Consider the following 24,675-nt stretch of genomic DNA (forward strand, 5'->3'; position numbering starts at 1 on the left):
TCGATACCTGCTTCGGACCATAGTCGGTTTCCACGCGCCAGGCCTGATCTGCATCAAGGATCGCAGGGCCGTCCGGGCGCTCAATGAAGTGGGGCAAGCGTGTATCGAGGAGAACGAGATGATCAAGATATTGGTGGCAACGGATCTTTCCGAGCGGTCGGCGCATGCCGTGCAGCGCGCCGTGCAGCTGGTGCGGCGCCAGGGCGGCGGCGACTGGCGCCTGGTGCACGTGGTCGATGCCGATGCGCCGGCGGTCTACGTGCAGAGCCAGATGCGCCAGGCCGAGACGCTGCTGCAGGCCCAGGCCGAGCGCCTGGCCGAACAGGCCGGGAGCCGGCCGCGAGTGGTGGTCAACAGCGGCGAGCCGGCGTCGACCCTGGTCGAGTGCGCCCAGGGCCTGGCCGCCGACCTGCTGGTGGTCGGCGCACACCGCAAGTCGGCGCTGCGCGACTTCTTCTCCGGCACCACCCTGCAGCGGCTGGTGCGCAGCAGCCAGCTGCCGGTGCTGCGGGTCAACGGGCCGGTGGTGCGCGAGTACCGCCGTGCGCTGCTGGCGACGGATCAGTCGAAACTCTCGTTGCAGACCCTGGCCCGGGCGCGCGAACTGGGGCTGCTGGAGACGGACGACTTCGCCGTCGCGCACGCGGTCGAACCGATGTCGAGCGGCGCGATGATGGAGGCGGGGCTCAGCCCGGCGATGCTGGATAACCAGTGCGAGACGGCCCGCGACGAGATCCTCGCGCAGTTGCGTGAGGAAGGCGTGACGCTGGCGCCGGAGCGGTTGCATGTCGCCCTCGGCTCGCCCGAGCGAGTGATCGCCGCGGCCCTGTCGCAAAGCGGTGCCGACCTGTTGGTGCTCGGCACCCACGCGCGCCAGGGACTCACCCGCTTCGTCCTCGGCAGCGTGGCGGGTCGTCTGCTGGCCGAGCTCGAGTGCGATGCGCTGGTCGTACCGCCTGCGGCTTGAGTCGGGCGGTGGGCGTGGCGCAGCGGTTGCAGCGGCGTCATGCACAGCACCGACGGTGCCGTTCAGGCCGCTTCGGCCTGCTCCGGCGGCGTGTCGAGGCGCAGCGCGCTGGCGATGATCGCCTGGCTGTGGCGGGCCAGTTCGTTGCGGCTGTACGTCGCGCTGGGGATGGGTTGCAGCAGGCGGATCTCGACCTCGCCGGGCGGGCTGGAAAGCAGGCGCAGCAGGTGCGAGAGCATGTCGTCGTCGCCGACGAAGGGCGCCACCGAACAAGGCTGGCCGGCGCGCAGGTAGCGGATGGCCACCGGCTGCACGGCCACGCCGCTGTCGATGGCGCTCGCCAGCAGGCGGCCGTGGAAGGTGCGCAGGCGCTGGCCGTCGGTGGTGGTGCCTTCTGGGAAGATCAGCAGGTGGCGGCCGCGCTGCAGATGACGGTTAAGCTGCTGGCCGACCAGGTTGCTGTCGCCCGAGCCGCGGCGGATGAACAGGGTGCCGGCCTTGTGCGCCAACCAGCCGGCCAGCGGCCAGCTGCGCACCTCGGCCTTGGACAGGAAGGACAGCGGGGTAAGCATGCCGAGCAGCGGGATATCGGTCCACGACACGTGGTTGGCGACCCACAGCATCGGCTGCGCCGGCAGCTCGCCTTCGACGCGCACGCGAAACGGCAGGGCACCGCTGAGGCGGGCGAGGAACCAGCGGGTCAGGCGTTGGCGCAGGGCCATCAGGTCGTGGCGCACCAGGCGTTCGCACAGGCTGACCACCCCGGCCAGCAGCGCGCCGCAGGCGATCACCAGCAGCAGGTGGGTCAGGCGCAGAAACAGACGCAGTCGGGCCATCGGGGGTCTCCGGTTGAGCTTGGGTGGCGGCATTATCCACGGATCGCACGAGCCGTCAGGCGCCAATTCGCTCGCGCCCGCCCGACGGCCTCAGACCGCCGCCTTGAAGTGGCGGGCATAGCGCGGGCACAGCTCGTCGCGCTTGAGCAGGATGAAGACGTCGGCGACCTGGAAGTCGCGGTCCCAGCAGGGCTCGCCGCAGATCTTCGCGCCCAGGCGCATGTAGGCCTTGAGCAGTGGCGGCATCTCGGCGATGACGTTGCCCGGCACGTCCAGCGGTGGCAGCGGGTGCCTGGGTTCGGCGCGCAGGTGTTCGGTGCACAGATGGCGTTCGCGCAGGCGCTGCATGATCGCCTGGGCCTGGATGCCACCGTCCTGCATGGAGATGCTGGCGCAGCCCATCAGGTAGCGGTAGCCGCCCTCGTTGAGCACCTCGGCCAGCTCGCTCCAGAGCACGGCGATGGTGGCGCCGTTGCGGTAGGCGGCATCGACGCAGGTGCGGCCGATCTCCAGCACCGGGCCCTGCAGCCCGGCCAGGCCGTGCAGGCTGAATTCCTCTTCGCTGTAGTAGCGGCCGAGGCCGGCGGCGGCCTGGTGGTCGAGCAGACGGGTGGTGGCCACCAGCTCGCCGCTGTTGAGGTCGCGCACACCGATATGCCGGCAGTGAATGTCGTAGTCGTCCATGTCCAGGCCCAGTTCGGCGCCGTTGAGCTTGGCGTCGAATTCGGCGCTGAACACCCGGTAGCGCAGGGCCTGGGCCTCGCGCAGGGCGGCCGGGCCCACCAGGCGTTCGGCCTGCAGGCGGCGTGCGGTGTTGGGTGCAGTCTGGGTCATGCCTGAGCCTCCTTAAAGCCGGCTTTCGGGGCTTGCAGCCGGTCGATCTTGTTGGGCAAAGTCAGGCTAGGTAGCCGCGGTGTCACCGCCGTGAAGCTTTTTTGATGCTTGTGTGACGGCCGCCGCCGTCCGTGCCGAGGAATCCGTCATGCCCTGGACCAACCTGCTGCAACCCGCCGGACGCCTGAGTGCCGAGCAGGGCCTGGAGGACTGGTACGGCCGCCTGCTGCAGAATCTCGGCGGTGCGCCGCAGCCTTTCGAACTGGCGGTGGGTGGCGGGCACCTGGCGGCGACCCCGGGGCTGGCCTTTCTCGCCGGCTACCAGGCGGCGCTACGCGTGCTGTGGCCGGCGGCGCCCTGGACGGCCGGGGCATTGTGCGTCACCGAAGGGCGCAGCACGCGGCCGGCGGATATGCACACGCGCATCGCCGGCCTGCAACTCGACGGGCGCAAGGATTTCGTCACCGCCGCCGAGTGCGCCGACTGGCTGCTGGTGGCGGCGCGCGAGGACGGCCCGGGCGAGGCGCCGCGCCTGGTGCTCGGCGTGGTGCGCCAGGGCGCGCCGGGCGTGCGCATCGAGGCGCTGCCGGCCTTGCCGCTGATGCCGGATATCGGCCATGCCCGCCTGCATCTCGAACAGGCGCAGTGCGAGCGCCTGGCCGGCGACGGCTGGAGCGACTACGTCAAACCCTTTCGCAGCATCGAGGACCTGTACGTGCTCGCCGCCGTATGTGCCTGGCTGCACGGCATCGGCCAAGAGTGCGCCTGGCCCGAGCCTCTGCAGCTGCGCCTGCTGGCCTTGCTGGCTGGCTGCGCCGAGGTGGCGCGGCAGTGCCCGAACGCCGCCGCCACCCATCTGCTGCTGGCCGGCCTGTTCGCCCAGCAGCAGGCGCTGGCCGCCGAGCTGGACGCCGCCTTCGCCGCCGGTCCGGCGCATTGGGCGACGTTGTGGCTGCGCGACCAGGGCCTGCTGCGGATCGCCGAGAGTGCGCGGGCCAAGCGCCTGGCGAAGGCGCGGCAGATTGTCGCTCGGCCTTGATCCATATCAGTACGCCGCACCAGGCTCGGCCCTAAGGTTGCCTCGCGTTTTGTCTACGAGGTTTCCATGCGCCGCGAGCCCATCGTGCTGTTCGATAACGGCAGCCACCAATGCCTGATGTTCGATGACTTGGTCAGCGGCGAGGGCGTGCAGTCCAACCAGTTCCTGATCACCGATCACGAGCAGTACCTGTTGCTCGACCCGGGCGGCGACCTGACCTACACGCCGCTGTCGCTGGAGCTGTCCAAGCACATCCCGGTGCAGGACCTGACCTACATCTTCGCCTCGCACCAGGACCCGGACATCATCGCCTCGCTGGACAAATGGCTGCTGCACACCCGCGCGCGGGTGATCTGCTCCAAGTTGTGGGCGCGCTTCTTGCCGCACCTGACCGCCAGCTACCTGGCGCTGAGCCGCGGCATCAACACCTACGATCGGATCATCGCGCTGCCCGACCGCGGCCAGAGCATCCCGCTGGGCAAGTGCTCGCTGAAGGCGGTGCCGGCGCATTTCCTCCATTCGGTGGGCAACTTCCAGTTGTACGACCCGGTGAGCAAGATCCTCTTCTCCGGCGACATGGGCGCCTCGCTGGTCGACGATGCCAGCCCGGTGCGCGACTTCACCAACCACGTGCCGAACATGGAAGGCTTCCACCGCCGCTACATGGCCGGCAACAAGGCCTGCCGGCTGTGGGCGGCGATGGTGCGCGAGATGGACGTGGCGATGATCGTGCCGCAGCACGGCCGGCCCTTCGTTGGCGCGGAGATGATCAGCGCCTTCCTCTACTGGGTCGAGAATCTCGAATGCGGCCTCGACCTGATGGGGCCGGAGGACTATCGCCTGCCCAACTGAGGCGAGCTCGGTGGCTTGGCTGCGATCTGTCGGGCGGAGCGCGGCGCGCTCCCCGTTGGGCTTCGCTGCGCTCAGCGCCAACCTACGTTTGCCCGCATGCATGGGGCGGTGCGGCGCTTCAAGCGGTCACCGGCTCCGTGCTAGGGTGCGCCTCGATTCCCTGTCGAGGCCCGTCATGCCCATCTTTTCCCTGACTCGGCCGAGCCTGGCGCTCGGTCTCCTGCTGCTGGCCGGCGTCGTCCAGGCCGAGCCCTGGCCGCAGCCGGACTGGCAAACCGTCCCCCATGGCGCCAGCCCGGCCATCGCCGCCCTGGAGGATTACGCCTTCGCCCCGCGCGACGACGCCACCCGCCAGGGCGTGCGCAGCGACGCGCTGCTGGTGGTGCGTGATGGCCGGATCGTCTACGAACGCTACGCCGCGCCGACCACGGCAGACAGCGCGCACCTGACCTGGTCGATGGCCAAGAGTCTGCTCGCCACCACCCTCGGCGTGGCCTACGGCGAGGGCCGCTTCAAGCTGGACGCGCCGGTGGCCAGGTACTACCCGGCGATGGCCGGGCACCCGCAGGTCAAGGTCGGCCACCTGCTCAACTGGGCCTCGGGCCTGGCCTGGGAGGAGGACTACGAATACGCGCCGCTGAAGTCCTCGGTGATCGCCATGCTCTACACCCGCGGTCGCGACGATATGGCCGCGTTCACCGCCGCGCATCCGGCCGATGCCGCGCCGGGCGTGCGCTTTCGCTACTCCAGCGGCGACAGCAACCTGCTGGCCGCCGCGCTCAAGGGCATGGTCGGCGCCGACGCCTACCCGGACTACCCCTGGACCGCGCTGTTCGAGCCGCTGGGCATCGCCAGCGCGGTGTGGGAGCGCGACGGCGCCGGCACCTTCGTCGCCTCGTCCTACGCCTACATGAGCGCTCGCGACCTGGCCCGCGTCGGCCTGCTGCTGCAGCGCGGCGGCCGTTGGGGCGAGCGCCAGCTGCTGCCGCCGGCCTGGCTCGCCTTCGTCGCCACGCCGTTCGCCGGCTACCAGCCGCAGCTGGCCAAGACCGGCGACGCGGTGCCCGGCGGGCACTGGTGGCTCAACGCCGAACTGCCAGGCAGCCAGCGGCCCTGGCCCGATGCGCCGGCCGATACCCTGGCCGCGCTCGGCCATTGGGGACAGGGCCTCTACGTGCTGCCCGAGGACAAGCTGGTGGTGGTGCGCTACGCCGACGACCGCGACGGCAGCTACAGTCATAACGAACTGCTCAAGCGCGTGCGTGCGGCCTTCGCCGCTGAGGTGCAGCCATGATCCGTCGCCGTCCGATCCTCACTCTGCTGCTGGTGCTCGCCATTCTGCTGATCGCCCTGGCCTGGCCGAACCGTGCGCACCTGGCCGCCTTTCCCGACATCATCGGCGCCTACACCGCCAAGGAGTACTGCTCCTGCCGTTACGTCAGCGGCAACCCGGCGGCCTACTGCGAAGGCTACGTCGCGCAGTACGTGCCGATCAGCAGCCTGCTCGACGACGAGGCCGGCAAGCGGGTGACCGCCGTTGGCCTGGGCCGCAGCCACAGCGCGGCCTGGCTTGGCGAGCGGCAGGGCTGCCGGTTGTTGCCGGGCGAGTAGGGCGGGTGAAACCCGCCACCCCGAACCGGCGGGTTGCACCCGCCCTCCGGCTCGGCGGTCGCCGGGCTTTGCAAGCCGGGCCGCGGCGACTATCGTTGCCGCCTGGTCCTGCCATCTGCCGAGCCTTCATGCGTCTTTCGCCGTTCGTTTTGCTGCCCGCCGCCGCTCCCGCCCATGTCGATGGGATTTATCCGTCGTTACCGCTGTCCCTCCGCGCCCCGATGCCTGTTGCGGCGCCGACCTATAGCGTGCGCTGATGCGCGGCGCGATCTTCCCCTGGCGTGGCGGCAACCGCTTCGCCCTGCTGCTCGACGGGCCGCAGTTCTTTCCGCGCATGCTGGCGGCGATCGATGCCGCACGCCAGCAGGTGGAGCTGGAGCTGTACCTGATCGAGGACGGCCAGTGCAGCGAGCAACTGGTCGCCGCGCTGTGCCGGGCCGCGGCGCGCGGCGTGGCGGTGCGCGGGTTGTTCGACGCCTTCGGCGCGGCCGGGCTGGGAGCGGCGTTGCGCCGGCGCCTGGAGCAGGCCGGGGTGCAGTTGCGCTGGTACAACCCGCTGCGCTGGCGCCGCGGCCTGCGCAACTTTCACCGTGACCATCGCAAGCTGCTGCTGGTCGATCGGCGCCTGGCCTATGTCGGCGGTACCGGCTCGAGCGACGAGTTCTGGTCGCCTGGTCAGACCGAAAGCGCCTGGCACGAGGCGATGGTGGAGATCGAAGGGCCGCTGGTGGACGACTGGCAGCAGCTGTTCGAGCACCAGTGGCAGGCCTGCCTGCTGCGTTTCGCCTGGCGCCCGCCGCGCCTGCCGGGGCTGCGCAAGCTGCCGGCCAACCCGCCGGCCGGCCTCGGCCTGGGGCGGGTGGCCTACGCCGATGCGACGCAGCACCGCGACATCCTGCAGTCGTTGGTGCGCGTGCTGCGCCTGAGCAAGCGCCGGGTGTGGCTGGCCACGCCCTATTTCCTGCCGACCTGGAAGGTGCGCCGCGCCCTGCGCCGAGCCGCCGCCCGGGGTGTCGAGGTGCGCCTGCTGCTGACCGGGCGGCACACCGATCATCCGCCGGTGCGCTTCGCCGGCCAGCGCTACTACCCCAGGCTGCTCAAGGCCGGCGTGCGCATCTTCGAATACCAGCCGCGCTTCCTGCACCTGAAGATGGTGCTGGTGGACGACTGGGTCAGCGTCGGCTCGTGCAACTTCGACCACTGGAACCTGCGCTTCAACCTCGACGCCAACCTCGAGGCGCTCGATCCCGAGCTGACCGCGGCGGTGGCCGCCAGCTTCGCCGAGGACTTCGCCGCCAGCGCCGAGATCACCCTGGCCGACTGGCGCGCGCGGCCCTGGTGGGGGCGTCTGCAGCAGCGCCTGTGGGGCTGGCTGGATCGCCTGGCGGTGAACCTGCTCGATCGCTGGCGCTGAGCCCGCGTCCGGCGTGCGGCAAGGCGGAAAGTTCCCGCTGCGCCTGATACCCCGTCATTCAGCAAGCTGAGGAGGGCCGCGCACCCCCGCGCCAGGGCGCCGTTCATACTTTCGGGCGACAGGCGAAATCCCTCCTTGGTGCGCTTAACCGGCTCCTGACCGCTGCGTAGGGTGGCGAACAGCTGTACCCACCCTCAGGAGACCCGCATGACAAGAACAACAGGGCCCGGACTATTCCAGCCGCACACCTTGGCCTTGGCCATTGCCGTCGGCTGCGCCGCCCCGGCGCAGGCCGTCACCTTCAACATCGGCGAGATCGAGGGCCAGCTCGACAGCAGCCTGTCGATCGGCGCCAGCTGGTCGATGCGCAGCCCCGACCGCGACCTGATCGGGCCGAACAATGGCGGCCAGGGCCAGTCGCAGACCGGCGACGACGGCCGCCTGAACTTCAAGAAGGGCGAGACGTTCTCGAAGATCTTCAAGGGCATCCACGACCTCGAACTGCGCTACGGCGATACCGGCGTGTTCGTGCGCGGCAAGTACTGGTACGACTTCGAGCTCAAGGACGAGAGCCGCCTGTTCAAGGACATCGACGACCACAACCGCAAGGAGGGCGCGCAGTCCTCCGGTGCGGAGATCCTCGACGCCTTCCTCTACCACAACTATGCCATCGGCGACCTGCCCGGCACCGTGCGGGTCGGCAAGCAGGTGGTCAGCTGGGGCGAGAGCACCTTCATCGGCAACAGCATCAACTCGATCAACCCGATCGACGCCGCCGCCTTCCGCCGCCCGGGGGCGGAGATCAAGGAAGGCCTGATCCCGGTCAACATGCTCTACGTCTCGCAGAGCCTGACCGACCAGCTGAGCATGGAGGCCTTCTACCAGCTGGAGTGGGACCAGACCATCATCGACAACTGCGGCACCTTCTTCTCCACCGCCGACGTCGCCGCCGACGGCTGCGACCGCGGCTACCACGTCGGCTCGCCGGCCATCGCGCCGCTCGAGCCGGTGGCGGCGGCCTTCGGCCAGGGCTTCGAGGTCGACGCCGAGGGCGTGATCCTGCCGCGGGGCGGCGACCGCGACGCGCGCGACAGCGGCCAGTGGGGCCTGGCCCTGCGCTGGCTGGGCGACGAGACCGAGTACGGCGCCTACTTCCTCAACTACCACAGCCGCACGCCGATCGTCAGCACGCAGAACGTCGGCCTGGCCACCCTGGCCGCGCTGCCCGGCATCATCGGCACCGCCGAGGGCATCGTCCCGGGCAGCGGCGGCGGCCTGGCGCAGAGCGTGCTGCTGGGCAACGGCAACTACTACCTGGAATACCCGGAGGACATCCGCCTCTACGGCCTGAGCTTCGCCACCAGCCTGCCCACCGGCACCGCCTGGAGCGGCGAGGTCAGCTATCGACCGAACCTGCCGCTGCAGATCAACACCACCGACATCACCCGCAGCCTGCTCAACCCCATCGCCCCGGGCATCTCGCCGGTCGCGGCCGGGCCGGGCGAGGACAACGTCGGCTACAAGCGCAAGGAAGTCACCCAGCTGCAGACCACCTTCACCCACTTCTTCGACCAGGTCATGGGCGCCGGCCGCTTCACCCTGGTCGGCGAGATCGGCCTGGCCCACGTCGGTGGCCTGGAGAGCCGCGACGAGCTGCGCTACGGCCGCGACTCGCTGTACGGCGCCTACGGCTTCGACGGCGATACCCATGGCTTCACCACCAGCACCTCCTGGGGCTACCGCGTGCGCGGCATCTGGGAATACAGCAACGCCTTCGCCGGAGTGAACCTCAAGCCGAACGTCTCCTGGTCGCACGACGTCGAGGGTTACGGCCCCAACGGCCTGTTCAACGAGGGCGCCAAGGCGGTGAGCCTCGGCATCGACGCCGACTACCGCAACACCTACAGCGCCAGCCTGTCGTACACCGACTTCTTCGGCGGCGACTACAACACCGCGGTCGACCGCGACTTCCTCGCGCTCAGCTTCGGCGTGAGCTTCTAGGACCCACCAGGATCAGTTGAGGAATGCAGATGAACACCACCCTGAAACTCTTCGGCGCGCTGTCCCTGAGCCTGTTGGCCGGCAGCGTGCTGGCCGCGGTGAGTCCCGAGGAAGCGGCCAAGCTGGGCAGCAGCCTGACCCCGCTGGGCGCGCAGATGGAAGGCAACGCCGCCGGCAGCATCCCGGCCTGGACCGGTGGCCTGGCCACCAATGCGGCCAAGGTCGACGAGCGCGGCTTCCTCGGCGACCCCTTCGCCGGCGAGCAACCGCTGTTCACCATCACCGCGCAGAACCTGGAACAGTACAAGGACCAGCTGTCCGCCGGGCAGCTGGCGATGTTCCAGCGCTACCCGCAGAGCTACCGCATGCCGGTCTATCCGACCCATCGCACGGCTGCGGTGCCGGCGTCGATCTACGCGGCGGCCAAGACCAGCGCGCTCAACACCGGCCTGGTCGACGGCGGTAACGGCCTGACCAACTTCACCGACAGCCGCTACTACGCCTTCCCGATTCCGCAAAGCGGCCTGGAAGTAGTGTGGAACCACATCACCCGCTACCGCGGCGGTAACCTCAAGCGCAGCATCGTGCAGGCCTCGCCGCAGACCAACGGCAGCTACACCCTGGTGCATTTCGAGGACGAGGTGGCCTTTCCCGACAACATCCCGGACGTCGACCCTGCCAAGGCGGAGAACGCCCTGCTGTTCTTCAAGCAGCGGGTCACCGCGCCGTCGCGCCTGGCCGGCAACGTGCTGCTGGTCCACGACTCGCTCGACCAGGTCGCGGAGCCGCGCATGGCCTGGCTCTACAACGCCGGCCAGCGCCGCGTGCGCCGCGCCCCGCAGGTGGCCTACGACGGCCCGGGCACGGCGTCCGACGGCCTGCGCACCTCGGACAACTTCGACATGTACAACGGCGCGCCGGACCGCTACGACTGGAAGCTGGTGGGCAAGCGCGAGCTGTTCATCCCCTACAACAACTACCGCCTGGCCTCGCCCGAGGTGAAGTACGCCGACATCCTCAAGGCCGGCCATATCAACCAGGACCTGGCCCGCTACGAGCTGCACCGCGTCTGGGAGGTGGAGGCGACGCTGAAGTCCGGCGAGCGCAACATCTACGCCAAGCGCCGCTTCTATATCGACGAAGACTCCTGGCAGATCGCCCTGTCCGAGCACTACGACGGCCGCGGCCAGCTGTGGCGGGTCGGCGAGGCCATGCTGCTGCAGCAGTACGCCGAGCAGGTGCCGGTGTACGCCCTGGAGGCGCTGTACGACATCGTCGCCGGGCGCTATCTGGCCATCGGCATGGCCAACGAAGAGAAGCGCTCGATCCAGTACGGCACCCAGGCCTCGGCCAAGGACTTCACCCCGGCCGCGCTGCGTAACGCCGGGGTGCGCTGAGGCGTACTCGCAACAACGGCGCCGCCTATCGGGGCGGCGTCGTGCTTTCTACCCGCCATGTTCCCGTGAATCTCTCGGCATAAGCCCGATGGGGTGCAGTCGGCGCCGCGGCGGGCGTACCATCGGCGCGTGGTTCCACAATTACAAGCAGAGAGAACCGCTGCCATGCCGACCCTCGCCATCGCGCGGCACACCGCGCCGCAGGTGCAGCCTGCCGATTTGCCACGGCTGCCGCCCGCCGTCATTCCCCGTATCGCCCTGAGCCAGCGCCTGCTCGCCAGCGAGGCGCGCCTGCGCCTGTTGTGCGCGCCGGCAGGCTCCGGCAAGAGCGTACTGCTCGGCCAGTGCGCGCGCCTGATGCCGCCGGGCACCCGCCGCATCTGGCTCGACCTCGGTGGCCGCCGCCTGAGTCCGGCGCAGCTGCTGGCGCGCCTGGCCGCCGCGTTGCAGTGTGCGGCGCCGCACGGCGGGGTGGAAGACGCCTTGCTGGCGTTGCTGCACGAGCAGGGCGGACGGCTGTGGATCTTTCTCGACGATTACCCGCGCCAGAGCGACACCGAGCTGGACGCCTGCTTCGATCGGCTGTTCGCCGCCGCCCCGGCGCAGGTCACCTGGTGGGTCGCCAGCCGCCGTGCGCCGGCCTGGAACCTGCCGCGCCTGCTGCTGCAGGGCGATCTGCTGGAATTGCAGGGCGAGGACCTGGCGCTGGACGCCGAGGGGCTCGACGCGTTGCTCGCCGCCTTGCAACTCGAGCTGGCCGGCGATTGCCGCGAGGATCTGCTGCTGCACAGCGAGGGCTGGCTGGCGGCGATTCGCCTGCTGCTGCTCGATGCCGACGAGGCCGCCGTGCGCCAGCGCCTGCAGGCCGGCTGCGCGCTGCTGCGCGACTATGTCGAGCGCGAGGTGCTGGACACCCTGGACGCCGAGCAGCGCGACGATTTCTGCGCCCTGGCGCTGCTGCCGCGTTTCTCCGCCGAACTCTGTGGCCACCTGCTGGAAGGTCGCGGCGACGAGCTGCTGGACGAGCTGCGGCGGCGCCAGCTGTTCGTCCGCAGCCTGGACAGCAGCGGCACCTGGTTCCGCCTGTGGCGTCCGCTGGCCGGGGTGCTGCGGCGCCTGCCAGGTGGCCCGGCCCAGGCGCCGGTGCATGTGCGCGCCTGTCAGTGGTTCGCCCGCCACGGCGATATCCGCGAGGCGGTGGAGCATGCCCTGCACGCCGGCCAGGTCGAGGTGGCGGTCAACTACCTGCAGCGCTTCAGCCAGGAACAGCTGTTGCAGGGGCAGTCGGTCGCGCAGTTCCTGCAGTGGCGCGAGGAGCTGCCGGCCTGGCTGTTCGCCAGCTCGCCCAGGCTGATCGTGCTGCAGGCCTGGGCGCTTATCATCTGTGCGCGTTTCGACGAGGCCAGCGCCAGCATGCAGGCGCTGGCGCATTTCCTGCCGCAGCCCGATGCGCGTCGGCAGCGCAAGCTGCTCGCCCACTGGCAGGCGCTGGCCGGGGTGCTGGCGCGCCAGTGCGGCAGGCGCGACGCCCGCCAGCACTGTCTGGAAGCCCTGCAGGCGCTGGACGAGAGCGCTTGGTCGCAGCGCATCCTCTGCTACCAGGCGCTGGCCCAGCAGAGCCTGGCCGAGAATGCCCTGGATCAGGCGCACCTGCATCTCGATCAGGGCCTGCGCCTGGCGCGCCTGCACGGCAGCCTGATCTACGAGGCGCTGCTCAACACCGACCACGGCCTGTTGCTGGAGATGCAGGGCGAGGCCGGGCGCGCCGCCGAGCTGGTCGAGCAGTCGCTGCAGTTGCTGCGCGGCCAGCTCAGCCACAGCCCGGTGGTCGGCCGCCTGTTGCTGCTGCGCGCCGGCCTGCTGGCCCGCCAGGGACTCGACGAGCCGGCGCAGTGCGCCTATCGACAGGGCCTGCAGGAGGCCGAGGGTTGCGAGGATGCCTACACCATCAGCGGCTACCTCGGGCTGATGGAGCTGGCCGAGGGACGCAGCGAATTCGACGAGGCCTACCAGTGGTTGCAGAAGGCCGAGCGGGCGATGCAGTGGAGCCACGTACCCGAGGTGCGCTATCGCGGCGTGCTGCAGCTTGGCGCGGGGCGCCTGTTGCTGCGCCAGGGCCAGGCCGCACGGGCGCGCGAGGTGCTGGCGCAGACCCTGCAGCAGTTGCAGCAACGCCAGCAGCTGGCACCCTCGGGTTTCTACGACCTGCTGCCGCGCCTGCGTCGCTACCTGGCGATCAGCGACCTGCTGCTCGGCCATTGCGCCGCCGCCGAGCATGCCCTGCGTTTGCTGCTCGACGAGTGCGACTCGGCCGGCCATCGCAGCCTGGCCTGCGAGTGCCGCGTCAGCCTGGCGGAAAGCCTGCTGGTGCAGGGGCGCGAGGAGGAGGGCGAGGCGCTGCTGATGGCGGCGCTGGAGGAGGCTCGCCGTCTGCGCCTGCTGCGTCCGCTGCAGGAGTTGCAACAGCGCCAGGGCGCCTGGCTCGAACCTCTGCTGCCGGGCGAAGCGGGACACAGCCTGCACCGGCGGCTGCTCGAGCCGGTGCAAGCGGCGGATCGGCCGGCCAGCGCCGGGAGCGCCCTGCTCAGCTCACGCGAGCTGGCGGTGCTGGAGCTGATCGCCCAGGGCTGTTCCAACCAGGAGATCGCCGACCGCCTGTTCATCTCCCTGCACACGGTCAAAACCCATGCGCGGCGGATCAACGTCAAGCTCGGCGTGCAGCGCCGCACCCAGGCCGTGGCGATGGCCAAGGCCTGGGGCTTGATGGGGGATTGAGGGCGAGATGTCCGCGTGGGGAATGCCCGCTCTTTCAGGGTGGGCTAGCTCTTGTCGGCCGTCGCTGGTGGGCTGAAGCGGATCGCCGCCCGGCCCATCCTACAAGGCTTCGCTGCCTGCTCAGCCGAGCAGGTAGAAGGCGCCGCAGATCACCACGCCCGAATACAGCAGCATGATCAGGCAGTAGCCCATGATGTCGCGCGCGCCGAGGCCGACGATGCCCAGCAGCGGCAGGGCCCAGAACGGCTGGACCATGTTGGTCCAGGCGTCGCCCCAGGCGATCGCCATGGCGGTGACGGTGGGCGACACGCCGAGGGCCTGCGCCGCCGGCAGCATGATCGGCCCCTGCACCGCCCACTGGCCGCCGCCGGACGGCACGAAGACGTTGACCACGCCGGCGCTGAGGAAGGCCAGCAGCGGGAAGGTGTCGGCCGACGACCAGGAGATGAAGGCCTCGGTGATCTGCCGGCCGAGCGAGATGCCGTCGGCGTTGGCGCCCATCATCATGCCCATGATCCCGGCGTAGAAGGGAAACAGCAGGACGATGCCGCCGATGCCGCGCACGCTCTCGTCCACCGCGCGCATGTAGCGCTCCGGGGTGCCGTGCAGCAGCAGACCGCAGAACAGGAAGATGGCGATCACCACGTCGAGGCCGAGGACGAAGCCCTTGCTGGCGAAGTGGTTGAACAGGTAGATCGCCGCCATGGCCACCAGCGCCAGGCCGAGGATGCGGCTGTCGTCCAGGCGCTGCGCCGGAGTCTCGCGCGCCGGCAATTCGGCGTGGGATTCCACCAGCTTGGCGGCATCGGCCACCTTGGCGTCCTGGCGCGGGTGCATGGCGCGGTTGAGCAGCGGCAGGCCGATCACCAGCAGCGCGACTATGGTCAGGTTCAGCGGGCTGAACAGGGTCTCGCTGATGCTCACCGGCTCGCTCAGCACGCCGGCGGTGATGCGCGCCAGGTCGGCGCCGCCGCTGGCCATCGACAGCGGGATGGAGCCGGCCAGGCCGCCGTGCCAGACCAGGAAGCCCGAATAGGCCGAGGCCACCAGCAGCGGGTAGTCGACGCCCTTGACCTGGCGCGCCAGGGCGCGGGCGAACACGGCGCCGATCACCAGGCCGAAGCCCCAGTTGAGCCAGCAGCCGAGCAGCGCCACCAGGGTGACCATGACGATCGCCTGGCCCGGTGTGCGGGCCAGGCCGGCCAGGCGGTCGAGCTGGCGGTTGACGATCGGCGCGCTGGCCAGGGCGTGGCCGGTGACGAAGATCAGCGCCATCTGCATGGCGAAGGCGAGCAGGGTCCAGAAACCGCCGCTCCAGTGCTGGACCATGGCTGGCAGCGACTGGCCGGTGGAAGTCATCCCGGCGACCAGCACGGCCAGGGTCAGTAGGGCGGAAAACACGAAAGGCGAGGGCAGGTAGCGCTGTACCAGGCTCACGCTCAGGCGGGTGAGGGTGTTGAACATGGATGACGCCTCTTTCTTATGGTTGTGAACGGGGCTTGCGACCAGGCATTGGCGGTTGGCTGAGCCTGGGGGTGGAAATGACAAAGCCCGGCACGAGGCCGAGCTGGTTGGCGTAGCCAGTAGGGTGGATGTCGCTTCTTACATCCACCGCAGCGGTGGATCGGTAAAGCGCGATCCACCCTGGGCGATCGTCGTCAGCGCTCGATGGCCAGCGCCACGCCCTGGCCGCCGCCGATGCACAGGGTAGCCAGGCCCTTCCTGGTGTCGCGCCTGATCATCTCGTGCAGCAGGCTGACCAGCACACGGCAGCCCGAGGCGCCGATTGGGTGGCCGAGGGCGATGGCGCCACCGTTGACGTTGACCTTGGCCGCGTCCCACTCCAGCTCCTGGCCGACCGCCAGGGCCTGGGCGGCGAAGGCCTCGTTGGCTTCGATCAGGTCCAGCTCGGCGAGGTTCCAGCCGGCCTTGTCCAGGCAGCGGCGGGTGGCCGAGACCGGGGCGATGCCCATGATCGCTGGGTCGACGCCGGCATTGGCGTAGGCTGCGATCCTGGCCAGCACCGGCAGGCCCAGCGCTTGCGCCTTGGCCGCGCTCATCAGCAGCACTGCGGCGGCGCCGTCGTTAAGGCTGGAGGCGTTGCCGGCGGTGACGCTGCCGTCCTTCTTGAACGCGGCTTTAAGCTTGCCCAGCGACTCGGCCGTGGTACCGGCGCGCGGCTGCTCGTCGCGGGCGAAGGCCAGCGGCTCGCCCTTGCGCTGCGGGATCATCACCGGAACGATCTCGCTGTCGAAGCGGCCGGCCTCGATGGCGGCGCAGGCCTTCAACTGCGAGGCGGCGGCGAAGGCGTCCTGGGCTTCGCGGGAAATCCCGTACTTGTCCACCAGGTTCTCGGCGGTGATGCCCATATGGAAGTCGTTGAAGGCATCCCACAGGCCATCGAGGATCATGCTGTCCTGCAGCTGCGCATGGCCCATGCGCAGGCCGGTACGGGCTTTCGGTAAGACATAGGGCGCCAGGCTCATATTCTCCATGCCGCCGGCGATCACCACCTCGGCGTCGCCGCAGCGAATCGCCTGGGTGGCCAGGTGCAGGGCCTTGAGGCCCGAGCCGCAAACCTTGTTCAGGGTCATGGCCGGCACGGCATGCGGCAGGCCGGCTTTGATCGCCGCCTGACGCGCGGGGTTTTGCCCGGAGCCTGCGGTGAGCACCTGGCCGAGGATCACTTCATCGACCTGGGCGGCGTCGAGGCCGGTCTGCTCGAGCAGGCGCTTGATCACGATGGCGCCGAGTTCGGGCGCGGGAATCTCGGCCAGGCTGCCCTGGAAGCTGCCGATGGCGGTGCGGGTGGCGGCAACTATGACGACATCTTGCATATGGGGAATTCCTCTTGGCTCGATAGGGCGGAAGCAGCTTCGCGAAAAAATTCGCTCCTACAGGCGGCAAGCGACATTGCCAAATAAAAACGCCCCGAAGGCGCCGTGCGTGGTGGCGCCTTCGAGACGGTAGACAACTTTAGAAGCTCATTTCCGGCACGTGCTCGGGGACGATCAGCTTGCCGGCGGTCTTGGCGACTATCTCCTCGACGCTCACCCCCGGCGCACGCTCGCGCAAGACGAAGGCGTTGTTCTCGATCTCCAGGTAGGCCAGGTCGGTCAGCACCTTGCGGATGCAGCCGCAGCCGGTCAGCGGCAGGCTGCAGTGCTCCAGCAGCTTGGACTCGCCGTCCTTGGAGGCATGGGTCATGGTGACGATGATGTTGTCGGCGCCGGCCACCAGGTCCATGGCGCCGCCCATGCCCTTGACCAGCTTGCCGGGGATCATCCACGAGGCGATGTTGCCGCGTACGTCCACCTCGAAGGCGCCGAGCACGGTGAGGTCGACGTGGCCGCCACGGATCATGGCGAAGGATTCGGCCGAGTTGAAGATCGATGCACCCTTGATCGCGGTGACGGTCTGCTTGCCGGCGTTGATCATGTCGGCGTCCACCTCGGCCTCGGTGGGGAAGGCGCCCATGCCGAGCAGGCCGTTCTCCGACTGCAGCATCACGGCCATGCCTTCGGGCACGTAGTTGGCCACCAGGGTGGGGATGCCGATGCCGAGGTTGACGTAGTAGCCGTCTTTCAGTTCGCGGGCGACGCGCTGGGCCATCTGTTCACGGGTCAAAGCCATGGTCGTTCTCCTCAGGCGCGCAGGGTGCGTTTTTCGATGCGTTTCTCGAAGCTGCCGCAGATCAGTCGGTCGACGTAGATGCCGGGGGTGTGGATCTGCGTCGGGTCCAGTTCGCCAGGCTCGACGATTTCCTCCACCTCGACCACGGTGATGCGCCCGGCGCTGGCCACCATCGGGTTGAAATTCTGCGCGGTGTGGCGGTAGACCACGTTGCCGAAGTGGTCGGCCTTCCAGCCTTTGACGATGGCGAAGTCGCCGGTGATGGCCGGCTCGAGGATGTAGTGGCGGCCGTTGATCTCGCGCGCCTCCTTGCCCTCGGCGACCGGGGTGCCGTAGCCGGTGGCGGTGAAGAAAGCGGGGATGCCGGCGCCGCCGGCGCGCAGCTTCTCGGCCAGGGTGCCCTGCGGGGTCAGCTCGACTTCCAGCTCGCCGGACAGCAGCTGCTGTTCGAACAGCGCGTTCTCGCCGACGTAGGAGGCGATCATCTTGCGGATCTGCCGGTCTTCCAGCAGCACGCCGAGGCCGAAGCCGTCGACGCCGCAGTTGTTGGAGACCACGGTGAGGTCGCGCACGCCGCGGCGGCGGATCTCCTCGATCAGGTTCTCGGGGATGCCGCACAGGCCGAAGCCGCCGGCCAGCACGGTCATGCCGTCCTGGAGGCCGTCCAGGGCTTCTTCATAGCTGCCGACGCGCTTGTCGAGTCCGCTCATCTTGGGTGCCTCTTGTTGTTATCCGGGGTGAGGCCAAGCTTCTGCTCTGGGGAGTGATTTGTTAAGTTTGTTTTTCCTCGCATTTGATCTGGAAAACAAATCAATGACCGTCAAGCAGCTGCGCGCCTTCCTCGCCGTGGCGCAGAGCCTGAGCTTCGCCCAGGCCTGCGAACGTCTGCACCTGTCGCAGCCGGCGCTGAGCCTGGCGATCAAGAACCTGGAGCAGTCGCTCGGCGGCCAGTTGCTGGTGCGCACCACCCGCAGCGTGGCGCTGACCCCCGAGGGCGAGACGCTGCTGCCGATCGCCGTGCGCCTTTTGGCCGACTGGGACAACGCGGAGGACCTGCTGCGCCAGCACTTCACCCTGCAGCTGGGCAAGGTGGCGGTGGCGGCCATGCCCTCGTTCGCCGGCAACCGCCTGCCGGCGGCGCTGCGCGCGTTTCGCGACGCCTATCCGCGGGTCGGCGTGGCGGTGCACGACGTGATCAACGAACAGGTGATGGAGATGGTGCGCGACGGCCGCGTCGAACTGGGCATCGCCTTCGAGCCGGCGACCCTCGACGGCCTGCAGTTCACGCCGCTGTACGACGACCGCTTCGTCGCCGTGGTGCCGGCGGCCAGCGCCCTGGCCGAGCAACCCGCGCTGAGCTGGGCGCAGTTGCTCGAGCAGCCTTTCATCACCCTGCAGCGGCCCTCGGCGGTGCGCCTGCTGCTGGAGGACAGCGTGACGGCCAGCCACGGCAAGCTGCCGGTGGCCTTCGAGAGCCACCAGTTGGTCACGGTGGGGCGCATGGTCGCCGAAGGCCTCGGCGTCAGCGCGGTGCCGCAGCTGTGCCGGCGACAGATGGAGGAGCTGGGCGCGCGCTGCCTGCCGCTGAGTGAGCCGCAGGTCACCCGCCGCGTCGGCCTGCTGCACCAGGCCGGGCACCAGCTGTCCAGCGCGGCGCAGGCGCTGAGCGAGGTGCTGCTGCGCCAGGCACGGGCGGAGGTTTAAAGCCGGCGCCAATCCTCGACGGTATCGATGTCCTGCAGCACGCCGGGGTCGTCCAGCTCGATGATCTGCACGGCGTCGGGGTTGCCCTGGATGACCGGCCTGGCACCGCCGTCGCCGCTCAGCGCGGCGAGCTGTGGCCAGAAGCGGCGGCCGAACAGCACCGGATGGCCGCGGCGGCCGCCATGGCTGGGCAGCAGGATGCGCTCGGCATCGGCGCGGGCCAGCAGTGCGTCGAGGCTGTCGCGGCGAATCGACGGCATATCGGCGAGAAAGATCGCCAGCGCCTGCGCCGGCGATTCGGCCAGCAGGCGCCGCGCCCCGGCGGCCAGGCTATGGCCCATGCCTTGCACGCTGGCCGCATCCTGCACGATGCGCACGCCAGTCGGCAGATCCAGCCCGGCGGGCGTCTCGTCCGGGCGCAGCACCAGCCACACCTCCGCCAGCGCCGCGCAGGGCAGGGCCAGGCTGGCGGCCAGCAGCGAGCGGCCGTCGGCCAGGGTCGCGCGGCGCTTGTCGGCGCCGAAGCGGCGGCTGTAGCCGGCGGCGAGCATCAGGGCGGCGACGGGGCAGGGGGCGGGCGCAGGCATGGGGCGGGTTCGTGGTACAGGGAGCTCAAGCATAGGCGGGAAGCCGCGGCGGCGGGAACGTTCGTGCCTCGGTTTGTTTGCCGCCGACCGCTCAGTCCCGTTTGAGAAAACGCAGCTGGCCGCCATGGCCGCAGCCGTCGTGCCCGGGTGGGGCGCCTTTGCCAAAGCGTTGCCAGGCTCTTTCGTGGAAGTAGAAGGCCAGCGTGTTGCAGGTGGGTTCCAGCAGCGCTATCAGCCCACCGGTGAGCAGGTCGCCGGTGAGCAGATAGGCCACGCTGAAGGCGATGGAGAAGTGCAGGACGGCAAAGCTCAGGGTCTTCAGCATCTGCAATGGCCGCGGATCGCTACGCTGCCCGCCTCGCTCAGCGCTTGGCCTGGGTATCCGGTGCGGCGGAACGGGCCAGAAACGCCTCGGTGATCTCCGGCAGATGCTGCTGGAGCCATTCGGCCATGGCCACCTCCTGCGGCAGGATCTGCTCGCAGGCACGCTGCGTCTGCAGGTCTCCGACCGCTTTGGCCGCGGCGATGAGGATGGTGTAGGAGGCGATTTCCATATGCTCGAAGACGTAGCCGGCCATGGCGCCCTTGACCACTTCGTCGCTCACCGTCATGCCTGCCATCCCCTGGCCGAAGGCCACCAGCTTGGCGGACAGGTCCTTGATCGTCGACGGGCTGCTGCCCAGCCGCTCCAGGCAGGATGCGAGCAGCTGCTGTTGGCCGCGGGTTTCTTCGATGTGCTGCGCGATGCGCGCGCGCAGCTGGGGATAGTGCTGCAGGCGCTCGGCCTGGGCCTCGAGCATCTTCTCCGCTTGTTGCTCCATCGCGTGCGCGTCGCGCAGCCAGTCCAGCAGGTTGTCTTGAGGGGTGGCCATGGGCGTTTCTCCTTTCTCGGTAGATGACACTGGTTGTGAAGCGAGAAAGGCGATGCGAGTTCAGGGAGTTGGATGGGCGGTCCGCTCAGCGAGGCGGCGCGGGGCCGGCATCCAGCCCGAGGTGGCGGCCGCCAGCAACTCCCACCGCTTAACGCAGGCATCCGCTTCTGCAGGCCCGGGCGACCGAGGTGTGTGCGAGCCCGTTGGCCGGCGAGCGAATCGGTGCACGGTTCGCCGCGGCGAAGGTGTAAAGTTCCGGCTTTCAGGCGCCGGATCGGGCGGGCGACGATGCAACTCAAGTACAAGATTCTGACCCTCAGCGTGCTGCCGCTCATCGTCTCGGTGCTGTTCATCTGCGTCCTGGTGTTCGCCCAGAGCCGGACGCTGGAAGAAGAGCAGGCCAGGCTGGTGGAAAGCAGCATCATGGCGGCCAAGAAGGCCGAGCTGAAGAACTACCTGGCGCTGGCCGTGAGCCTGATCGCGCCGCTCTACGACAGCGGTCGCGATGACGACGAGGCGCGCCGGCAAGCCCTGCACATCCTGTCGCGGGCGAATTTCGGCCTGGACGGCTACTTCTTCGTCTACGACCGCCAGGGCAAGAACCTGATGCATCCGCGCCAGGCCGAACTGGTGGGGCGCGAGCTGATCGGCATGCGCGACAGGAACGGCCTGCCGGTGATCCAGGCGCTGCTTGACAGCGCCGAGAATGGCGACGGCTTTCAGCTCTACAGCTGGGAAAAGCCTTCCACGGGGCAGGCGACCGACAAGCTGTCGTACGTGGTGATGCTCGATCGCTGGGGCTGGATGCTGGGTACCGGCATCTACATCGAGGATGTCGAGGTCGCCACCTCCAAGTCCCGTCAGGAGGTGGCCAAGGGCGTGCTGACCACCATGCTGGCCATCGCCTCCTTCTCGCTGATCGCCGTGCTGGTGGTGTTTACCGGTGGGCTCACGCTGAACGTCACCGAGCATCGCCTGGCCGACCGCAAGCTGTCGGCGCTCAACCGGCGCATCGTTCATCTGCAGGAAGAGGAGCGCTCGCGGGTCTCGCGCGAGCTGCACGACGGCATCAGCCAGCAACTGGTGTCCATCAAGTTCCAGTTCGAACTCGCCGGGGTGGAGCTGGAGCACGGGCGCAGCGCGGGATTGGATAACCTGCGCACGGGTACCGCGCGCCTGGGCGAGGCCATCGGCGAGATTCGCCGTATCTCCCATGACCTGCGCCCGTCGCTGCTCGATACCCTCGGTCTGTCGCCCGCCATCGAGCAACTGGTGCGCGAGTTCGAACAGCGCACCGCCATTCGCACGCAATACCAATGCGGGCTGGACGTCGCCCAACTGGATCAGGACCTCTCCGTTACCCTGTTTCGCATCATCCAGGAGGCGCTGGGCAACATAGAGCGCCATTCGCAGGCCAGCGCCGTTTTCATCTCGATTTCAAAGATCAGGCGGCGCATCGCCCTGCGTGTGCAGGACAACGGCACCGGCTTCGACCCCGGCCTGCTGGAACGCAGCGCCGGCATCGGCCTGCGCAACATCCGCGAGCGGGTCGAGCATCACGGCGGGAGCTTCGCCATCGTCTCCCGGCCGGGGCATACGGAACTCCAGGTCGAGATACCCGCGCCAAGAGCCCGGACGGGCCGCGCATAGAAAAACAACAAGAGGCTGCGATGAGCGTTCCCCGATCCATTCGAATCGCCTTGATCGATGACCACGTGCTAGTGCGCGACGGCGTGAGGTCCCTGTTGTCGGCCTGGCCGCATTTTCAGGTGGTGGCCCAGGCCGAATCCGGCGCCGAGGCGCTCGAGCTGGTGGCCAGCACCGAACTGGATCTGCTGCTGGTGGATATCGGGCTCAAGGACATCAACGGCCTGGAGCTGACCCGCCGGCTGTGCGACCTGTATCCAGGGATCAAGATCCTCATCCTGAGCATGTACGACAATCAGGAATACGTGCGCACCTCGATCAAGGCCGGTGCGCTGGGCTACGTGCTGAAGAACGCGCCGTCCACCGAGCTGGTCGCCGCCATCGAGGCGATAGTCGCCGGCGGCAGCTTCTACAGCCCCGAACTCGCCCGCAAGCTGGCCGTCGGCAGCCGCGAGGAGATCGAACTGACCCCGCGCGAGCTGCAGGTGCTGGCGATGCTCGCCAGGGGGCTGAACAACAAGGAAGTGGCCCGTGAGCTGGACATCAGCGTGCGCACGGTCGAAACCTACCGTCTCAGCATCCGCCGCAAGCTCAACATCGACACCTCGGCGGCGCTGGTCAAATACGCGCTGGAGCAGGGGCTGATCTCGATCTGAGCAGCGGCGACCTTCAAGCGCTTTCCCGATACAGCTTGCGCAGCAGCGTCAGCGGTTGCGCGCGTTCCTCGGCGTCGAACGAGTCGGTCGAGTCGAGGTCGCTCTGCGCGGCCAGTTGCTTGAAGCAGGGCGCCGAACTGGCGCTGTGCGTGGCCGCCGAATCGATGTCGCGCAACCCCATCGCCGCCTACACCCATCTCGGCGGTTTCCGTCTGGGCGCTGGCGTGGAGTTCAAGGACTTTCTCTGGGAGGCGCTGCACGACCCGGCACCGGGCATCGACATGATCGCCACCGCGGAGAACCTGGCGCGGCGCTATGGCGTGTCGCTCGAGGATGCCGACCGCTACGCCCTGCGCAGCTTCGAACGGGTGGCGGCTGTGCAGCGCGAACTGGAGCTGGCCGATGAGGTGCTCAACGTCGACGGCAGTTCGATCGCCCTGGGCCTCCCGCAGGCGGCCACGGGACTGCGCCTGTGCCTGTCGCTGGCGCGACAGCTGCGTCAGTCCGGCTCGCGCTACGGCGTGGCGGCGGCTTGCATCAGCGGCGGCCAGGGCATGGCGCCCCCTGCGACTGACTGCAAGACAGCACACGTCTCTCCTGTGGGCAAGCCGGCCTCCGCGCATCGCTGCGCAGGGGCTACACCCTTATTCAATCGCCTCGTAAGGCAGGCCGACGTAGTTCTCGGCGATGGTGCGGCGCCCGGCCTCGGAGCCGACGTAGTAGTCCAGCTCGGTCTGCTGCATGCGCTGGCTGAAGGCATCGGTGCCGGGGAAGCGGTGCAGCATCGAGGTCATCCACCAGGAGAAGCGCTCGGCCTTCCAGATACGGCGCAGGCAGATTTCCGAGTATTTCTCCAGCAGCTCCGTGCGGCCTTCGCCATGCACCTTGCGCAGGATCCGATACAGCGTGCTGACGTCGCTGGCCGCCAGATTCAGGCCCTTGGCACCGGTCGGCGGGACGATATGCGCGGCGTCGCCGACCAGGAACAGGTGGCCGTATTGCATCGGCTCGACCACGAAGCTGCGCAGCGGCGCGATGCTCTTCTCGATCGACGGTCCGGTCACCAGCCTGGCGGCGGTCTGCTCGGGCAGACGGCGCTTGAGTTCGTCCCAGAAACGCTCGTCCGACCAGTCCTCGACCTTCTCCTCGGCCCCGACCTGCACGTAATAGCGGGTGCGCGTCGGCGAGCGCATGCTGCACAGGGCGAAGCCGCGCTCGTGGTTGGCGTAGATCAGCTCGTCGTGGACCGGCGGCGTATCGGCCAGCACGCCGAGCCAGCCGAACGGGTAGACCCGCTCGAACTCGCTGAGCACGCCGGCCGGGATGGACTTGCGCGACACGCCATGGAAGCCGTCGCAGCCGGCGATCTGCTGGCAGTCCAGGCGAATGCGTTGGCCTTCGTGGGTGAAGGTGACATACGGCCGCTCGCCCTTGAGTTCGTGCAGCTCGACCTCGCTGGCCTCGTAGAAACAGGGCGCGCCGCTGGCCGCGCGGGCGTCCATCAGGTCGCGGGTGACCTCGGTCTGTCCATAGACCATGACGGTCTTGCCGCCGGTCAGCGCGCGCAGGTCGATGCGTTCCAGGCGGCCGTCGAAGGCCAGCTCGAAGCCGTCGTGGACCAGCCCTTCGCGGTCCATCCGCTGGGCGACACCGGCCTCGCGCAGCAGGTCGACCATGCCCTGTTCGAGCACGCCGGCGCGGATGCGGCCGAGCACGTAGTCCGGGCTCTGGCGTTCGATGATCACGTTGTCGATACCGGCCTTGTGCAGCAGCTGGCCGAGCAGCAGGCCGGAAGGGCCGGCGCCGATGATGGCGACTTGGGTTTTCATTGTTGTTGTCCTGGTTGTGGC

23 protein-coding genes and 1 pseudogene are annotated in these 24,675 nt (G+C 68.8%); 13 read left to right on the forward strand and 11 right to left on the reverse strand.

Annotation, left to right across the window (positions count from 1 at the left end; translation table 11 throughout):
- Positions 1-118: 118 nt before the first annotated feature.
- Positions 119-967: a universal stress protein gene (locus ACUTAF_RS03510; protein WP_445578670.1), complete on the forward strand. Its 849-nt coding sequence runs from the start codon at positions 119-121 to the stop codon at positions 965-967.
- Between the two features lie 62 nt (positions 968-1,029).
- Here the strand turns inward: ACUTAF_RS03510 and ACUTAF_RS03515 are convergent, their stop codons facing one another.
- Positions 1,030-1,803 (reverse strand): lysophospholipid acyltransferase family protein, encoded by a 774-nt coding sequence (locus tag ACUTAF_RS03515; protein WP_445578671.1) that lies wholly within the window; start codon positions 1,801-1,803, stop codon positions 1,030-1,032.
- A gap of 90 nt (positions 1,804-1,893) precedes the next feature.
- Positions 1,894-2,637, reverse strand: a complete 744-nt coding sequence (olsB, locus tag ACUTAF_RS03520) for an L-ornithine N(alpha)-acyltransferase (protein WP_445578672.1) — start codon at positions 2,635-2,637, stop codon at positions 1,894-1,896.
- Positions 2,638-2,785: 148 nt separating this feature from the next.
- On the opposite strand from olsB, the gene ACUTAF_RS03525 reads away from it, so the two are divergent.
- The 8 genes from ACUTAF_RS03525 (at position 2,786) to ACUTAF_RS03560 (ending at position 13,726) form a co-directional block, all read left to right on the forward strand.
- Entirely contained in the window at positions 2,786-3,676 is an 891-nt protein-coding gene (locus ACUTAF_RS03525) for an acyl-CoA dehydrogenase middle domain-containing protein (protein WP_445578673.1), read from the forward strand.
- A 66-nt stretch (positions 3,677-3,742) separates the two neighbouring features.
- On the forward strand, positions 3,743-4,528 hold the full coding sequence (locus ACUTAF_RS03530) for an oxygen-binding di-iron domain-containing protein (RefSeq protein WP_445578674.1): 786 nt from the start codon (positions 3,743-3,745) through the stop codon (positions 4,526-4,528).
- A gap of 175 nt (positions 4,529-4,703) precedes the next feature.
- Positions 4,704-5,822: a serine hydrolase domain-containing protein gene (locus tag ACUTAF_RS03535; RefSeq protein ID WP_445578675.1), complete on the forward strand. Its 1,119-nt coding sequence runs from the start codon at positions 4,704-4,706 to the stop codon at positions 5,820-5,822.
- Positions 5,819-6,139, forward strand: a complete 321-nt coding sequence (locus tag ACUTAF_RS03540) for an amidase (RefSeq protein WP_445578676.1) — start codon at positions 5,819-5,821, stop codon at positions 6,137-6,139. The genes ACUTAF_RS03535 and ACUTAF_RS03540 overlap by 4 nt, the downstream gene beginning before the upstream one ends.
- A gap of 256 nt (positions 6,140-6,395) precedes the next feature.
- On the forward strand, positions 6,396-7,553 hold the full coding sequence (locus ACUTAF_RS03545) for a phospholipase D-like domain-containing protein (protein ID WP_445578677.1): 1,158 nt from the start codon (positions 6,396-6,398) through the stop codon (positions 7,551-7,553).
- A 207-nt stretch (positions 7,554-7,760) separates the two neighbouring features.
- A complete protein-coding gene (locus ACUTAF_RS03550) occupies positions 7,761-9,554 on the forward strand; it encodes a DUF1302 domain-containing protein (RefSeq protein WP_445578678.1) in 1,794 nt (597 codons plus the stop codon).
- 29 nt (positions 9,555-9,583) lie between these two features.
- Positions 9,584-10,951, forward strand: coding sequence for a DUF1329 domain-containing protein (locus ACUTAF_RS03555; RefSeq protein WP_445578679.1), 1,368 nt, complete (start codon positions 9,584-9,586; stop codon positions 10,949-10,951).
- 165 nt (positions 10,952-11,116) lie between these two features.
- Complete coding sequence (locus ACUTAF_RS03560) at positions 11,117-13,726, forward strand: LuxR C-terminal-related transcriptional regulator (protein ID WP_445578680.1); 2,610 nt, start codon at positions 11,117-11,119, stop codon at positions 13,724-13,726.
- Positions 13,727-13,846: 120 nt separating this feature from the next.
- Here the strand turns inward: ACUTAF_RS03560 and ACUTAF_RS03565 are convergent, their stop codons facing one another.
- The 4 genes from ACUTAF_RS03565 to ACUTAF_RS03580 form a co-directional block, all read right to left on the reverse strand.
- Entirely contained in the window at positions 13,847-15,190 is a 1,344-nt protein-coding gene (locus tag ACUTAF_RS03565; protein ID WP_445578681.1) for a short-chain fatty acid transporter, read from the reverse strand.
- A gap of 194 nt (positions 15,191-15,384) precedes the next feature.
- A complete protein-coding gene (locus tag ACUTAF_RS03570; protein ID WP_445578682.1) occupies positions 15,385-16,563 on the reverse strand; it encodes an acetyl-CoA C-acetyltransferase in 1,179 nt (392 codons plus the stop codon).
- A gap of 139 nt (positions 16,564-16,702) precedes the next feature.
- Complete coding sequence (locus ACUTAF_RS03575; RefSeq protein ID WP_445578683.1) at positions 16,703-17,359, reverse strand: CoA transferase subunit B; 657 nt, start codon at positions 17,357-17,359, stop codon at positions 16,703-16,705.
- 11 nt (positions 17,360-17,370) lie between these two features.
- Positions 17,371-18,069: a CoA transferase subunit A gene (locus ACUTAF_RS03580; RefSeq protein ID WP_445578684.1), complete on the reverse strand. Its 699-nt coding sequence runs from the start codon at positions 18,067-18,069 to the stop codon at positions 17,371-17,373.
- Between the two features lie 103 nt (positions 18,070-18,172).
- On the opposite strand from ACUTAF_RS03580, the gene ACUTAF_RS03585 reads away from it, so the two are divergent.
- Positions 18,173-19,063 carry a LysR family transcriptional regulator gene (locus ACUTAF_RS03585; protein WP_445578685.1) on the forward strand — a complete coding sequence of 297 codons (891 nt, stop codon included), beginning with the start codon at positions 18,173-18,175 and terminating at the stop codon, positions 19,061-19,063.
- On the opposite strand, the gene ACUTAF_RS03590 is transcribed toward ACUTAF_RS03585, so the two are convergent.
- The 3 genes from ACUTAF_RS03590 to ACUTAF_RS03600 all read right to left on the reverse strand — a co-directional run bounded on the left by ACUTAF_RS03590 (position 19,060) and on the right by ACUTAF_RS03600 (position 20,522).
- Positions 19,060-19,650, reverse strand: a complete 591-nt coding sequence (locus ACUTAF_RS03590; RefSeq protein ID WP_445578686.1) for a nucleotidyltransferase family protein — start codon at positions 19,648-19,650, stop codon at positions 19,060-19,062. The two genes, ACUTAF_RS03585 and ACUTAF_RS03590, sit on opposite strands and share 4 nt — an antisense overlap.
- A gap of 91 nt (positions 19,651-19,741) precedes the next feature.
- Complete coding sequence (locus ACUTAF_RS03595; protein ID WP_445578687.1) at positions 19,742-19,975, reverse strand: DUF2061 domain-containing protein; 234 nt, start codon at positions 19,973-19,975, stop codon at positions 19,742-19,744.
- Between the two features lie 37 nt (positions 19,976-20,012).
- Positions 20,013-20,522 carry a ferritin-like domain-containing protein gene (locus tag ACUTAF_RS03600; RefSeq protein ID WP_445578688.1) on the reverse strand — a complete coding sequence of 170 codons (510 nt, stop codon included), beginning with the start codon at positions 20,520-20,522 and terminating at the stop codon, positions 20,013-20,015.
- 288 nt (positions 20,523-20,810) lie between these two features.
- Here ACUTAF_RS03600 and ACUTAF_RS03605 point away from each other — a divergent pair, with 288 nt between their 5' ends.
- Together ACUTAF_RS03605 and ACUTAF_RS03610 are read left to right on the forward strand one after the other, a co-directional pair.
- Positions 20,811-22,172, forward strand: a complete 1,362-nt coding sequence (locus tag ACUTAF_RS03605; protein WP_445578689.1) for a cache domain-containing protein — start codon at positions 20,811-20,813, stop codon at positions 22,170-22,172.
- 20 nt (positions 22,173-22,192) lie between these two features.
- Positions 22,193-22,825: a response regulator gene (locus ACUTAF_RS03610; protein WP_445578690.1), complete on the forward strand. Its 633-nt coding sequence runs from the start codon at positions 22,193-22,195 to the stop codon at positions 22,823-22,825.
- 13 nt (positions 22,826-22,838) lie between these two features.
- Here the strand turns inward: ACUTAF_RS03610 and ACUTAF_RS03615 are convergent, their stop codons facing one another.
- The gene (locus tag ACUTAF_RS03615; protein ID WP_445578691.1) at positions 22,839-23,006 is read right to left on the reverse strand and encodes a hypothetical protein; all 168 of its coding nucleotides are present in this window, start codon (positions 23,004-23,006) and stop codon (positions 22,839-22,841) included.
- On the opposite strand from ACUTAF_RS03615, the pseudogene ACUTAF_RS03620 reads away from it, so the two are divergent.
- Positions 22,933-23,385 (forward strand): annotated as a pseudogene (locus tag ACUTAF_RS03620) (thiolase family protein); the annotation flags it as partial. The gene ACUTAF_RS03615 and the pseudogene ACUTAF_RS03620 overlap by 74 nt on opposite strands.
- An 84-nt stretch (positions 23,386-23,469) precedes the next feature.
- On the opposite strand, the gene pobA reads toward ACUTAF_RS03620, so the two are convergent.
- On the reverse strand, positions 23,470-24,654 hold the full coding sequence (gene pobA / locus ACUTAF_RS03625) for a 4-hydroxybenzoate 3-monooxygenase (protein ID WP_445578692.1): 1,185 nt from the start codon (positions 24,652-24,654) through the stop codon (positions 23,470-23,472).
- Between the last annotated feature and the right edge of the window lie 21 nt (positions 24,655-24,675).

This window comes from Pseudomonas sp. SP16.1, from assembly GCF_052682975.1.